Here is a 12,820-nt window from a genome sequence, read left to right on the forward strand (position 1 = left end):
GCCATTTTCTCATGACAGGCGGATGACGCCATGATCCCTGCTGAATTCGCCCTGATAGACCAGCCCGAGCTGGCACTCAAACTGCGCTGCCAGCTGATCCGCGGCGCCAGAAGCCGGATCCAGGCCCAGTACTACAGCTGGGAGGAGGACAGCAGCGGCAAGCTGTTGCTGGCGGAGCTGCTGCATGCCGCCCGGCGCGGAGTGCGGGTACAGCTGCTCATCGATGACCTCTATGCCGGCGACAACCGTTTCCTGGAGATGGTGGCCCATCAGCCGGGCATCGAGGTGCGCCTGTTCAATCCCTTCTGGCTGCGCGGCTGGCGGCCGCTGACCCTGCTGCTGGAAGGGCTGCTCAGCTTTCGCCGCATCAATCACCGCATGCACAACAAGCTGTTGCTGGTGGACGGCAGTCAGGCGGTGATCGGCGGTCGCAACATCGGGGACCGTTACTTCGGGCTCGGTGGGGCGCCCCAGTTCGTCGATCTGGATCTCGCCTGTCGCGGCCCGCTCTGCCAGCAGGCCGAGCAGGGTTTCGATCAATTCTGGCGCAGCCGCTGGAGCCACCCGATCCGCCGTCTGTTGCGGCGCCCGTTGCAACGGGCCGAGGTGCAGGTGGTGAACGACTTTCTGCTGACGATGAACGAGCCGCAGGTGGCGGCCGTCTATGACCTGCCTGCCAGCCTGTTCGACCCCGAACCCGTCCCCCTGCGCTGGCATGCCGGACAGGCAGAAGTGTGGTTTGATCGACCGGGCAAGGGGCTGGTATCTCGACCCACCACCGCACGCCTGCTTTGGCGCAAGCTGGCCGACAATCAAGGCACGCTGAGTCTGGTCACCCCTTATCTCATCCTGACCCGGGGGCTGCGCCGCCGGCTCAGACAGCAGCGACAGGCGGGGGTGAACATTGACATCCTGACCAACTCCCTGGCCAGCACGGATGTGCCGTTGGTATACGGCGCCTACCGCCGTCACCGTCCCTGGTTGATACGGCAGGGCATCGCACTGTCGGAGCTGGAGGGGGAGTCGCTCAGTCTGCACGCCAAGCTGATCCTGGTGGGGGAGGAGGAGGCGCTGCTCGGCAGCTTCAATCTGGATCCGCGCTCTCTGCTGCTCAACACCGAGCTGGTGCTGCATCTGGCCTGTCCCGCATTGTGTGCCGAGTTGCAGCAGTGGCTGACGACCTGGCAGCAATGCTCTTCCCACTCGGTGGCGGCCCCGCCCTCCACCCTGCGCCGCCTGCTGGCGAGGGTCAGTGACTGGTTGCCGCTGCAGCGCTGGTTGTGAGCGGGCCGAGCGTGTGCGAGATCTCGCAAAGCCTTGTGCGCCTTCGAGGATAACGTTTGCCATCCTATGGCGATGAACTGGTCTATCGTATTGTTTTTAATCGAATTGTTTTCTGACTGAAGTTCCATGAAGGGTTGCGGCTTGCATACATGGGCGCATAAAACGGTTTTTTATTTTATTTATCTGCGTAATATTTCAACAGCAAGGACAACACGGTGGCTTGCCGCCGTGCGGAAGAGGGTCGTGAAGGGAACTGGCCGACTGGATTGCTCCAGCAGGCACCTGCTTCAGATGGGTAGCGGAAACTCAGGAAACAGGAGCAGCACCCGACAGGACCGGATTCCAATATGGAACATGCTATTTGCGAGGGGGTGACATGCGAGTGTCACCCCATTTTTTATGGCTCTGTCCCAGTTATGTGTTGAAAGGCTAACCTTGAAGTAGGTCATCACCTTGAGGGCCGCCATCATGGATACCCAAGCCTTTCAACATCTACTGTCCCTCTTCCCATTGCTCACTTTGCGTCAGCGTCGTCTCGCGCAACAGGAACTCACCACCCCTCACCCCATCACCTCGTTGGCCACTCAACTTCCCGCATGCCAATGCTGCCCTCACTGCCAGGCCGAGGCCACACAGCTGGCTCCCTGGGGCTGGTCTCGCGGGCTGCGTCGTTATCGCTGCAAGCAGTGTCTGCGCACCAGTTCCGTGCTCACCAACACGCCTCTCGCCCGACTTCGCAAGCCACAATGCTGGGAAGACTATGCTCAGGCCCTCATCGACGGTCTGACCGTCCGGCAGGCGGCGCTCCGCTGTGGGGTCGGTAAAAACACCGCCTTTTTGTGGCGTCACCGCTTCCTGAAGGCCATGGCCAGCCACCAGGCGGTACGGGAAGAGGGTATTGTCGAGGTCGATGAGACCTTCTTCCTGGAGTCGTTCAAAGGACAGCGCGGATTGCCCCGCCCGGCCCGCCATCGTGGAGGTAAAGGCCGTACCCGAGGCACAGGACCGGATTACATCCCGGTGATGGTGGTGCAAGACCGGGCAGGCCACCTGGCTGACTTCCAGTTGGAACAGTTGAATGCCAGGGCGGTGAAGGCAGTGCTTCAGCCGCTTATCGCCCCGGATGCCGTCCTGTGCAGCGATGGTGCCGGGGTGTATGCGAGTTTCAGCAAGGGGCAAGGGATAACACACCAAGTGGTGCGCAATCGAGCGGGAGAGCGGGTGGTGGGTGCATATCACATCCAACATGTGAACGGGTACCACAGGCGATTGAAGGAGTGGATGGAGCGGTTCCATGGGGTAGCGACCCACTATCTGAGGAATTATCTGGGTTGGCGCAGGATGTTGGAGCGCTATGGGCGGGAAGTGAATATCTCACGCTGCTTGCATGAGGCGCTGGGGCGCCCCATGCAACACGTAATTGGGACATAGCCTTTTTTATGGCTCGCTGGCTGAGTAGCACCCAGAAAAAGACCGCCGATTGGCGGTCTTTTTCTTTGTTAAGCCCGACGTTCCAGGGTCAGGCGATGCCTGCCAGCAGTCGGCTCCAGTTGCGTTTGGCGGCGATGAAGGCATCGTGCAGGTTGCGATACTCCAGCTGCAGCTTCAGTTGGTCGTAGCGGGCCAGTGCCTTGCGCTTGCGCTGCTCCAGCAGGCGTTTGCGGCTGGCGTAGTAGTGCTGCAACTGCTGGTTCAGCTTGTCGTACTCCTCCTGCAGCAGGGCCTGCCACAGCTCCCTGTCATCCTGCTTGCGCAGCTTGGCCTGGGCCCGTTTCAGCTGCATCTCCAGCCTGGCCTGTTCGATCCGCTCTTCCGGACAGGCGCGCAGATCCCGAGTCAGCCCGCACCAGGAGGCGCTGCGGATCAGCCACTTGGTGGGATCGAACTGCCACCAGTGGATGCCGTTGCGATAGTCGTTCTCGAACAGGTGATGAAAGTTGTGGTAACCCTCGCCGAAGGTGAAGAAGGCCAGGATGCCGTTGTCCCGTGCGCTGTTGCGGTCGGTGAAGGGCTGGCTGCCCCAGATGTGGGCCAGCGAGTTGATGAAGAAGGTGGTGTGATGAGTCATCACCATGCGCAGCACCCCGGCCAGCAGCAACATACCGAGCAGATCGCCGTGGACGAGCCCCAGCAGCAGCGGGATGCCGATGTTGGTGGCCAGGGTCAGCGCCAGATAGTGCTTGTGCTGGAAAACGACGATGGTGTTGTTCTGCAGATCTCGCACGTTGCTGTAGTCGTGATAGGTGTCGCCCTGATATTCACGCAGCATCCAGCCGATGTGGGAGTACCAGAAACCGCGTCCCGCACTGTAGGGATCCTGCTGGTTGTCATCCACGTGGCGATGGTGGCGGCGATGGTCGGAAGACCAGTGCAGGGCCGAGTTTTGCAGGGCGAGGGCACCGCCGATGGTGAAGATCCACTGCAGGATCGGGTGTGCCTTGTAGGCCTTGTGGGACCAGAGCCGGTGGTAGCCGGCGGTGATGGAGATGCCGCAATAGCAGAACAGCAGCAGGAAGCTGCCCCACTGCCAGAGGTCATAGCCATGGGTCATGCCGTACCAGGGCACGGCGATCAGTGCGGTCAGCCCGGAGAGGGCAAACAGCAGGGTGTTGGTCATGATGATCGGGGGGCGTTCCATCTCACTCGGTTCCTTTCAGCGAACAGCTGTGCGCCATTCTCCATGCAGCCAGAATTCGGGTCAATGGTAAAAAAGTAGGAGACAAACCTGATCCTGGCGCAGCCTTCGGGTTATCATTTGGCCTCGATAACCTGAAGGTGACTGTTTTCGTGGGTATTCGCGCGCAACAAAAAGAAAAAACCCGGCGTACTCTGATCGAGGCGGCGTTCAGCCAACTGTGCGCCAACCGCAGTTTTTCCAACCTCAGCCTGCGGGAAGTGGCGCGGGAGGCCGGCATAGCGCCCACCTCCTTCTATCGTCATTTTCGCGACATGGAGGAGCTGGGGCTGACCCTGGTGGATGAAGGCGGCCTGACCCTGCGCCAGCTGATGCGCCAGGCGCGCCAGCGCATCGCCGGGGGCGGCAGCGTCATCAGCACCTCGGTGCAGACCTTCATGGAGTTCGTCGAGAACAACCCGAACATCTTCCGGCTGCTGCTGCGCGAGCGCTCCGGCACCTCGGCGGCATTTCGGCAGGCGGTGGCGCGGGAGATCCAGCACTTCATCGCCGAGCTGACCGATTACCTCGAGGCCACCACGGGGGCACCGCGGGAAGAGGCCTACATCCAGGCCGAAGCCATGGTGACCATCGTCTTCAGCGCCGGTGCCGATGCCCTCGACATGACCAGCGAGGAGTGCCGGGCCCTGTCCGATCGCACCATCCGTCAGCTGCGCATGATCGCCATGGGCGCCGAGGTCCAGAACCAGAAGCGCCGTGAACCTCTCTCTTAAGTCAAAGGATGGACAGCTCCATGCATGATCAGAACCCGATCCCGAAGAAACCCCTGCTGCTGGCCCTGCTCATCGGCATCTGTGGTGATGCCTCCCTGACGGTCTTGTCGGAGTCGGTGGTGCCCTTCTCCTTCTTCCCGATGATCGCCCTGGTGCTGGCTGCCTATCAGCTCTACCAGCACTATCGTCATGTCTCGCTGGAGGGCAACACACCCGTTTGCATGCTGCTCTGCTTCTTCATCGGCGTGTTCGGCCACTCGGCGCTGGTCAAGGTGCAGTACCCCGAGCTTGGCAGCAACTTCTTCTCGCTGATCATGATGTTGCTGCTGCTGGCGGTGCTCTCCATCAAGCTCGGCATCAGCGTGGGGAAAAAAGAGAAGGAGTGACCAGCACTCCTTCCAGAACCACCATGACAGAGCCGGGATCACCCGGCTTTGTTGTCTGTGCCGCGCTGTTTGGCATCGACGATGGCCTGCAGCCTGGCGCGGATCTCCACCATGCCGAACACCCCGAACACCAACACCTGGGTGAACTCGAGCCGGCTCACCGCGAAGTAGGGCTTGCAGGCCGCCTTGACCATGCTGGCCTGCACCCAGTGCATCAGGGCCACGATCACGCCGCACACCGGCAGAAAGCCGTTGAGCTTGCCCGGCAGCGGGGCGATCAGGCTGACCAGCACGCCGAACCAGAAGAACAGGATGAGGCCCATCGCCAACAGATTAAACACCCGCTTCATCGTTTACCTCCCGCAGATAGAGTTGATAGCAGACTTGGATTTGATCGACCTGCTTGTCCTTGAGCCGTTGCCCAAATTGACGGGGAGGGGCACCGCGCCCACCTCCCTCTTTTAAACTGCAGCGTCATGCTTGGTGTCTCGCAGATAGAGCTGATAGCAGACCTGGCCTGCCTGTTTGTCCTTGAGTAGTTGCCAGCTGGCCGGCAGCGGCAGATCGGCCATCTCCTTCTCCCGCTCCAGATAGATGAGGGCATCCGGTGCCAGCCAGCCGCGTTGCTCCAGCAGCTCGCACACCTGAGGCAGCAGTTCGCGGCGAAAGGGGGGATCGAGAAACACCAGATCGAACGGCGTGGCCGGCCCCTGCAGCCAGCTGACGGCATCGGACTGGATCACCTGGCCCTGGCTGCTGCCAAGGGTGGTCAGGTTCTTCTTGATCTGGTCGGCGGCGCCCTTGTCCATCTCGATCAGGGTGACCTGCTCGGCATAGCGCGACAGCGCCTCCAGCCCCAGGCCGCCGCTGCCGGCGAACAGATCCAGACAGCGGGTGCCACGAACATGCGGAGCCAGCCAGTTGAAGATGGTCTCTTTGACGCGATCCGTGGTGGGTCTGAGTCCCTCCACATCCCTGACCGGCAGTTTGCGGCCTCGCCACTGGCCGCTGATGATTCTTACAAAGCCCGATTTCCCCTGCGGGGCTGGGCTCTTGCTCGGGCCGTTACGGCTGGATTTCACTCTGGGCATCGCGTTTCGTCGTCAGAAAATAAAGTGGTAGTATAAGGCGGTTCATTTTTATGCCGACCCGCCGAGGGACGGCTATCTTAGCAGTCAGCCTTTGATGTGAGTATTTTTAGATGGCAAAAGGTTTGTTTTCCTGGCTGGGTTTCGGCCGCAAGAAAGAAGAGGCTGAGGCTGTCCAACCACAGACACCGCAAGCCACCCCGATTACCGCTGAGCCCGAGGTCGCTGCTGCCCCCGCTCCCGTTTCCGATCCTACGCCAGCCGTGGCGGCTGAAGTGCCCGCCAGCGCACAGAATTCCGTTTTGCATGATGATTGCTGCCCACCTGCCGAGCTGGACGACCATGGTCCGCTGGTAGTGGAGGAGTGTGCCTCCGATCTGGAGCCGGTGATCGTCAATGAAGCCCTGCTGGCCGAAGAGGAGCGTGCCGCTGCCGAAGCGCAGGCGCAAGAGGCTGCCCGTGTTGCTGCAGAGCTCAAGGCGGCGCAAGAAGTTCGTATAGCTGCCGAAGCCCGCGCTGCAGAAGAGGCCCGCATTGCCGCCGAAGCCCGTGCTGCGGAAGAGGCGCGTATTGCTGCCGAAGCCCGTGCCGCGCAAGAGGCCCGTATCGCTGCCGAAGCCCGCGCTACGGAAGAGGCTCGTATTGCTGCCGAAGCCCGCGCCGCAGAAGAGGCCCGTATTGCCGCCGAGGCCCGTGCAGCAGAAGAGGCTCGTCTTGCCGCCGAAGTCCGCGCTACGGAAGAAGCGCGTATTGCTGCCGAAACCCGCGCTGCAGAAGAAGCCCGTATTGCTGCCGAAGCCCGCGCCGTAGAAGAGGCCCGTATTGCCGCCGAAGCGCAGGCTGCCGAGGAAGCCCGTCTCGCCAAAGAGGCCCAGCGAGCGGAAGATCTGCGCCTGGTCGCTGAGATGGAGGCTGAGGCCGCAGCCCTAGCCGCCCTGCCGCTGGCCGCCAAGGTGGATGACGACACCCAGGAGAAGCCGCAGCGGGAGGGCTTCTTCGCCCGCCTCAAGCGCAGTCTGGTGCGCACCCGGGAGAATATCGGCTCCGGCTTCTTCGGCCTGTTCCGTGGCAAGAAGATCGACGACGAGCTGTTCGAGGAGCTGGAGACCCAGCTGCTGACCGCCGATCTCGGTGTCGATACCACCAGCCGCATCATCGAAGGGCTGGTGCAGCACGCGGATCGCAAGCAGCTCAAGGATGCCGAGGCGCTCTACGGCCTGCTCAAGCAGGACATGGGCGAGATGCTGGCCAAGGTCGAGCAGCCGCTGGTGATCGACACCAGCAAGAAGCCTTACGTGATCCTGATGGTGGGCGTGAACGGCGTCGGCAAGACCACCACCATCGGCAAGCTGGCCAAGCAGTTCCAGGCCGAGGGTAAGAGCGTGATGCTGGCCGCCGGCGATACCTTCCGTGCCGCCGCCGTCGAGCAGCTGCAGGTGTGGGGCCAGCGCAACAACATTCCGGTGATCGCCCAGCACACCGGCGCCGATTCCGCCTCCGTCATCTATGACGCCATCGAGGCTGCCCGCTCCCGCGGCGCCGACGTATTGATCGCCGACACCGCCGGCCGCCTGCAGAACAAGAGTAACCTGATGGAAGAGCTCAAGAAGGTGGTGCGGGTGATGAAGAAGCTGGACGATGCGGCGCCCCACGAGATCATGCTGACTCTGGACGCCGGCACCGGCCAGAACGCCCTGAGCCAGGCCAAGCTGTTCAGCGAGGCGGTGGGCCTGACTGGCATCACCCTCACCAAGCTGGACGGCACCGCCAAGGGCGGCGTCATCTTTGCGGTGGCTGACAAGTTCCAGATCCCGATCCGCTACATCGGGGTGGGCGAGGGGATCGACGATCTGCGTCCGTTCGTCGCCAACGACTTCATCGAGGCGCTTTTCAGTCGCGAGGAGTGATCTCCTTCGCGATGAGCAAGCTCGGGCGCCGCGAGTCGTGCGCCCCCAACCCCGACCCTGGTCGGGGTTGGTCACTGTCAGGGAACCGTTATGATCCGTTTTGACAAGGTCAGCAAGGTCTACAGCGGCGGCCATCAGGCGCTGCAGAAGGTCAGTTTTCACCTGCGCAAGGGGGAGATGGCCTTCCTGACCGGGCACTCGGGTGCAGGCAAGAGTACCCTCCTCAAGCTCATCAGCGTGATGGAACGGCCCACCGACGGCCGTGTTTTCTTTCATGGCGACGACGTCAGCCATATCAAGCGGGGGGAGATCCCCTACGTGCGCCGCCAGATCGGCATGATCTTCCAGGATCACCGGCTGCTGATGGACCGCACCGTGTTCGACAACGTGGCGCTGCCGCTGGTGATTGACGGTTACAGCCATGCAGACATCAACAAACGGGTGGCGGCGGCGCTCGACAAGGTCGGGCTGCTCGGCAAGGAACGCTACCAGCCGCGCATGCTCTCCGGCGGGGAACAGCAGCGGGTCGGCATCGCCCGCGCCATCGTCAACAAGCCGCCGCTGCTGCTGGCGGATGAGCCGACCGGCAACCTGGATCCCCAGCTCTCCATGGACATCATGCGGCTGTTCGAGGAGTTCAACCGCTTCGGCGTCTCCGTGCTGATTGCCACTCACGATCTGGGGCTGATCGCCCGTATGCGTTATCGCACCCTGACCCTCAAGGCGGGTCGCATGTATTCGGCAGGGGAGGAGCTCTGATGGCTATCGTTCGTCATAAACAGCCACCGCTACGTCGCTTCATGATGTACTGGGTCGACCATGCCCGGCAGGCTTTTTCCAGCCTGGGAGAGCTGTGGCGCAACCCGCTCGCATCGCTGATGACGCTGGCGGTGCTGGGGGTCAGCCTGGCGCTGCCCTCCTGTTTCCACGTGCTGTTGAAAAACGCCGAGGTGGTAGAGGGCAGTTGGCAGACCAGCTCTCAGATCTCCCTCTATCTGCGCAAGGATCTGCCCGAGCAGAACATCCTCGACATGAAACAGCGGATCCTGCTCTACCCGGAGGTGGAGTCGGTCACCTACATGAGCCGGGATGAGGCGCTCAAGGAGTTTCGCGAGATCTCCGGGTTTGGCGATGCGCTCGACTACCTCGACAGCAATCCGCTGCCGCCGGTACTGAGCGTGATCCCGGATCCGCGTTGGCAGAACCCGGAAGGGGCGGCCGAGCTGCTCAACAAGCTCAACAACGAAGACGGGGTCGAGCAGGGCAAGCTGGATCTGCAGTGGCTGACCCGGCTGCAGGGGATCATGAACCTGCTGCGCCACACCATCACCGGCATCGCGGTGCTGCTGCTCTCCGCCGTGTTGCTGATCGTCGGCAACACGCTCAGGCTGAATATTCTCAACCAGCGCTCCGAGATCGAAGTGCTCAAGCTGGTGGGGGCGACCGATGCCTTCATCCATCGTCCTTTCCTTTATACCGGTATCTGGTTCGGGGTCATCGGTGGCATGCTGGCCTGGTGGTTGACCGAAGTGATGGTGATCTGGAGCGAAGGGGTGGTGAAGGAGCTGGCCGGCCTCTACAACAGCAACTTCCGGTTGGTGGGGATGGGGGCGGTGGACGGGATCAACCTGATCCTGCTGGGCGCCTTGCTGGGGCTGATCGCCTCCTGGTTTTCGGTCCATCGTCACATTCGCGACATCGAACCGTCCTGATTAATTTATCAGCGTTTTAAAGCGCTGGATTTTGCGACCTGGATCAAGTAAAAGAGTGGCCGTTTCTGGCACGGCCGCCGTTCTGGGAGTAATCTGAACATTGCCGATCTTCGGGATCTTCTCTGGATCCTGTGAACCTTCTGATTTATAAGCAGTCTACAAATGCTGAAGAATTTATACGGGTGTGGCCCCTATGCCTTGCTCGTCTGACTTGGCAAGCATGTGAAGGTTGCGAGCTCCGCAACAATGGACTTAGCATGCTACTTTTCGGGGGTCCTTTATTGTGACCCCCTTTTTTTGACTGTTCATTCATGATTCATCCTGCCGGCCTAAGATAACCCCGGTTCAAACATGTTCAGCATGTTTGATGCAGGCCGCAGAATGGCGTCCGGTCAGTAGACAGGCCCTCTCAGGGTGTTAGACTGATTCGATTGAAAAGTAAGAGGTAGAACATGGGAACTTCATTGCAGCGCACTATGGCTCTGATTCCGCAAGGTAGTCTGGAAGGCTATATCCAGGCAGTAAACTCGATTCCGGTGCTGAGCGCAGAGGAAGAGCGTGAACTGGCTGAGCGTTTGCAGCAGGGTGGCGATCTCGAGGCTGCCCGCCAGCTCGTTATGTCGCACCTGCGCTTTGTCGTTCATGTCGCCAAGAGTTATGCCGGCTACGGTCTGCCCCAGGCCGACCTGGTGCAGGAAGGCAACATCGGCCTGATGAAGGCGGTCAAGCGCTTCGACCCGAGTGTCGGTGTGCGCCTGGTCTCCTTTGCCGTGCACTGGATCAAGGCCGAAATTCACGAATACGTTCTGCGCAACTGGCGCATGGTCAAGGTGGCGACCACCAAGGCCCAGCGCAAGCTGTTCTTCAATCTGCGCAAATCCAAGAAACGTCTGGGCTGGCTGAACCACGAAGAGGTGCAGGCCGTGGCTGCCGACCTCGGCGTCTCCGCCGCCGACGTTACCGAGATGGAAGCGCGCATGAGCAACTACGACCAGGCGTTCGATCTGGTCGGCGATGACGAAGAAGAGGGCGGTTTCGCACCGGTCCACTATCTGGAGGACAAATCCTCCGATCTGGCCGCAACCATCGAGAACGACAACTGGGACGATCACGCGACCCGTCGCCTGAGCTCGGCCCTGGCTACCCTGGACGAGCGCAGCCAGCACATCATCCGTGCCCGCTGGCTCGACGATGACAGCAAGACCACCCTGCAGGAGCTGGCCGATACCTACGGCGTCTCCGCCGAGCGGGTGCGTCAACTTGAGAAAAATGCCCTCAAGAAGCTGAAGGATGCGATGGAAGCATAAGCCTGTGCGCCGAGCGGGTCCGTCAACTTGAGAAAAATGCTCTCAAGAAGCTGAAAGATGCCATGGAAGCCTGATGCTTCCTCTCATAACAACAGGGCCTGATGGCCCTGTTTTTGTTTGACGGGGATCTGGTCGGCCTTGCCTTGGTTACCCTTGTGTATGGTATGTTGCCGCCACTGCCACAGTAGGGAGAGCAGATAGTGAAACTCTTGAACGACTTGTTTACCAACAACCGCGAGTGGGCGGAACGGATCAAGGCCGAGGATCCCGAATTCTTTGCTACCCTCTCCGCCCAGCAGGCCCCCGAATACCTCTGGATCGGCTGCTCCGACAGCCGGGTACCCGCCAACCAGCTGATGGGGCTGCTGCCGGGGGACGTGTTCGTCCACCGCAACGTCGCCAACCTGGTGGTACACACCGACTTCAACTGCCTCTCGGTGCTGCAATACGCGGTCGAGGTACTCAAGGTGAAGCACATCATCGTCTGCGGCCACTACGGCTGCGGCGGCGTCAAGGCGGCGATGCAGAACCAGGAGCTGGGGCTCATCGACAACTGGCTGCGCAACATCAAGGATGTCTACTTCAAGTATCGCGAGCAGCTGGATGCCATCGAGGATGAGCACGAGCGCTTCGACTACCTGTGCGAGCTGAACGTGGCCGAGCAGGTGGCCAACGTCTGCCACACCACCATCATCCAGAACGCCTGGCGCAAGGGTCAGGAGCTTGCGGTACACGGCTGGATCTACGGCATCAAGGACGGTCTGCTGCACGATCTCGATCTCTGCATCAGCGGGCCCGAGCAGATCCCGGACGTCTATCGCGCCTGGCCGGACATGCGTCCGCCCCACCGCCGTCGCTGAGGAGCATCCCGTTGGCACCGGCCCTCTATCTGCAGATCAAGCAGCACATCCTGGACGGGATCCGCGAACGCCACTATCAGGCGGGCGACCGGATCCCGACCGAGGCAGCCCTGTGCGAGCAGTTCGCCGTGAGCCGGATGACGGTCAACAAGGCGCTGCGCGAGCTGGTGGCCGAGGGCTGGCTGGTGCGCACCGCCGGCTCCGGCAGCTTCGTGGCGGACAGGCGCACCGAATCGCCGCTGCTGGCCATTCGCAATATCGCCGACGAGATCGCCGAGCGGGGCAGCGAGTACAGCGGCCGGGTGATCCGGCTGCAGCGTCAGGCCGCCGACGAGAAGGTGGCGGTGCAGCTGGGCCTGCGGGTCGGCGCCCCCATCTTCCACAGTCTCATCGTCCATCAGGCCGATGGTGAGCCGCTGCAACTGGAAGAGCGCTTTGTCGATGCCGAGCGGCTGCCGGCGTATGGCGAGCAGGATTTTGCCAGCCAGACCCCCAACCGTTATCTGATGGAGGTCTGCCCCCTCTCCGAGATGGAGCACGTGGTGGAGGCGGTGCTGCCGAGTGCCGGCGAGGCCGGCTTGTTGCAGGTGCGGGTCGACACCCCCTGCCTGCTGCTGCACCGGCGTACCTGGTCCGATGGTTATCTGGTCTCCTATGCCCGTTTGCTGTCGCCTGGCTCCCGCTACAAGTTGAGCTCCAAGACCAGCCTTAGTTAATTGTATATACATATTCTTTTTGACAAAGCCCGCCTCTGGCGGGCTTTTTTGTGTTTAAGCTCTAATGAACACGCTGTTATCAAGATGTGAACTTGATCCTTTCTTTCCCGTCAGAGATCGGATATAAGTTAATGTATATACATTTAGAGGTC

General features: G+C 61.1%; 13 protein-coding genes. 10 read left to right on the forward strand and 3 right to left on the reverse strand.

Going from position 1 to position 12,820, the window contains the following annotated elements; all coding sequences use genetic code 11:
- Nucleotides 1–30: 30 nt before the first annotated feature.
- Both R2E40_RS01740 and R2E40_RS01745 read left to right on the forward strand, forming a co-directional pair.
- A complete protein-coding gene (locus R2E40_RS01740; RefSeq protein ID WP_318164604.1) occupies nucleotides 31–1,284 on the forward strand; it encodes a phospholipase D family protein in 1,254 nt (417 codons plus the stop codon).
- Nucleotides 1,285–1,752: 468 nt separating this feature from the next.
- Complete coding sequence (locus R2E40_RS01745; RefSeq protein ID WP_318163763.1) at nucleotides 1,753–2,715, forward strand: IS1595 family transposase; 963 nt, start codon at nucleotides 1,753–1,755, stop codon at nucleotides 2,713–2,715.
- An 88-nt stretch (nucleotides 2,716–2,803) separates the two neighbouring features.
- On the opposite strand, the gene R2E40_RS01750 is transcribed toward R2E40_RS01745, so the two are convergent.
- Nucleotides 2,804–3,922, reverse strand: coding sequence for a fatty acid desaturase (locus R2E40_RS01750; RefSeq protein ID WP_318164605.1), 1,119 nt, complete (start codon nucleotides 3,920–3,922; stop codon nucleotides 2,804–2,806).
- Nucleotides 3,923–4,071: 149 nt separating this feature from the next.
- Between R2E40_RS01750 and fabR the strand changes: the two genes are divergently transcribed.
- Both fabR and R2E40_RS01760 read left to right on the forward strand, forming a co-directional pair.
- The gene (fabR, locus tag R2E40_RS01755) at nucleotides 4,072–4,692 is read left to right on the forward strand and encodes an HTH-type transcriptional repressor FabR (protein WP_005308043.1); all 621 of its coding nucleotides are present in this window, start codon (nucleotides 4,072–4,074) and stop codon (nucleotides 4,690–4,692) included.
- A 20-nt stretch (nucleotides 4,693–4,712) separates the two neighbouring features.
- Entirely contained in the window at nucleotides 4,713–5,078 is a 366-nt protein-coding gene (locus tag R2E40_RS01760) for a YijD family membrane protein (protein ID WP_113995426.1), read from the forward strand.
- A gap of 38 nt (nucleotides 5,079–5,116) precedes the next feature.
- Here the strand turns inward: R2E40_RS01760 and R2E40_RS01765 are convergent, their stop codons facing one another.
- On the reverse strand, nucleotides 5,117–5,428 hold the full coding sequence (locus R2E40_RS01765; RefSeq protein ID WP_016349137.1) for a DUF1145 domain-containing protein: 312 nt from the start codon (nucleotides 5,426–5,428) through the stop codon (nucleotides 5,117–5,119).
- 111 nt (nucleotides 5,429–5,539) lie between these two features.
- Nucleotides 5,540–6,169, reverse strand: coding sequence for a 16S rRNA (guanine(966)-N(2))-methyltransferase RsmD (rsmD, locus tag R2E40_RS01770; protein ID WP_011704347.1), 630 nt, complete (start codon nucleotides 6,167–6,169; stop codon nucleotides 5,540–5,542).
- A 110-nt stretch (nucleotides 6,170–6,279) separates the two neighbouring features.
- On the opposite strand from rsmD, the gene ftsY reads away from it, so the two are divergent.
- The 6 genes from ftsY to hutC all read left to right on the forward strand — a co-directional run bounded on the left by ftsY (nucleotide 6,280) and on the right by hutC (nucleotide 12,668).
- A complete protein-coding gene (gene ftsY, locus R2E40_RS01775) occupies nucleotides 6,280–8,073 on the forward strand; it encodes a signal recognition particle-docking protein FtsY (RefSeq protein WP_318164606.1) in 1,794 nt (597 codons plus the stop codon).
- Nucleotides 8,074–8,163: 90 nt separating this feature from the next.
- Nucleotides 8,164–8,832 carry a cell division ATP-binding protein FtsE gene (gene ftsE, locus R2E40_RS01780; RefSeq protein ID WP_011704349.1) on the forward strand — a complete coding sequence of 223 codons (669 nt, stop codon included), beginning with the start codon at nucleotides 8,164–8,166 and terminating at the stop codon, nucleotides 8,830–8,832.
- A complete protein-coding gene (gene ftsX / locus R2E40_RS01785; RefSeq protein ID WP_011704350.1) occupies nucleotides 8,832–9,785 on the forward strand; it encodes a permease-like cell division protein FtsX in 954 nt (317 codons plus the stop codon). Before ftsE ends, ftsX begins: the two co-directional genes overlap by 1 nt.
- A 452-nt stretch (nucleotides 9,786–10,237) precedes the next feature.
- On the forward strand, nucleotides 10,238–11,092 hold the full coding sequence (rpoH, locus tag R2E40_RS01790; protein WP_016349143.1) for an RNA polymerase sigma factor RpoH: 855 nt from the start codon (nucleotides 10,238–10,240) through the stop codon (nucleotides 11,090–11,092).
- Between the two features lie 200 nt (nucleotides 11,093–11,292).
- Nucleotides 11,293–11,952: a carbonate dehydratase gene (can, locus tag R2E40_RS01795; RefSeq protein ID WP_005308055.1), complete on the forward strand. Its 660-nt coding sequence runs from the start codon at nucleotides 11,293–11,295 to the stop codon at nucleotides 11,950–11,952.
- Nucleotides 11,953–11,963: 11 nt separating this feature from the next.
- Nucleotides 11,964–12,668, forward strand: a complete 705-nt coding sequence (hutC, locus tag R2E40_RS01800) for a histidine utilization repressor (protein ID WP_017408794.1) — start codon at nucleotides 11,964–11,966, stop codon at nucleotides 12,666–12,668.
- Nucleotides 12,669–12,820: the final 152 nt, after the last annotated feature.

The sequence above is a fragment of the Aeromonas sp. CD genome (genome assembly GCF_033349375.1).
In the GTDB taxonomy this organism is placed as follows: Bacteria; Pseudomonadota; Gammaproteobacteria; order Enterobacterales; family Aeromonadaceae; genus Aeromonas; species Aeromonas hydrophila.

Excerpts from the sequence above, each read along its gene's own strand:
- R2E40_RS01760 (WP_113995426.1), top strand. The coding sequence starts at position 4,713 with ATGCATGATCAGAACCCGATCCCGAAGAAACCCCTGCTGCTGGCCCTG.
- R2E40_RS01745 (WP_318163763.1), top strand. The coding sequence starts at position 1,753 with ATGGATACCCAAGCCTTTCAACATCTACTGTCCCTCTTCCCATTGCTC.
- R2E40_RS01740 (WP_318164604.1), top strand. The coding sequence starts at position 31 with ATGATCCCTGCTGAATTCGCCCTGATAGACCAGCCCGAGCTGGCACTC.
- rsmD (WP_011704347.1), bottom strand. The coding sequence starts at position 6,169 with ATGCCCAGAGTGAAATCCAGCCGTAACGGCCCGAGCAAGAGCCCAGCC.
- R2E40_RS01750 (WP_318164605.1), bottom strand. The coding sequence starts at position 3,922 with ATGGAACGCCCCCCGATCATCATGACCAACACCCTGCTGTTTGCCCTC.
- ftsY (WP_318164606.1), top strand. The coding sequence starts at position 6,280 with ATGGCAAAAGGTTTGTTTTCCTGGCTGGGTTTCGGCCGCAAGAAAGAA.
- ftsX (WP_011704350.1), top strand. The coding sequence starts at position 8,832 with ATGGCTATCGTTCGTCATAAACAGCCACCGCTACGTCGCTTCATGATG.
- ftsE (WP_011704349.1), top strand. The coding sequence starts at position 8,164 with ATGATCCGTTTTGACAAGGTCAGCAAGGTCTACAGCGGCGGCCATCAG.
- rpoH (WP_016349143.1), top strand. The coding sequence starts at position 10,238 with ATGGGAACTTCATTGCAGCGCACTATGGCTCTGATTCCGCAAGGTAGT.
- R2E40_RS01765 (WP_016349137.1), bottom strand. The coding sequence starts at position 5,428 with ATGAAGCGGGTGTTTAATCTGTTGGCGATGGGCCTCATCCTGTTCTTC.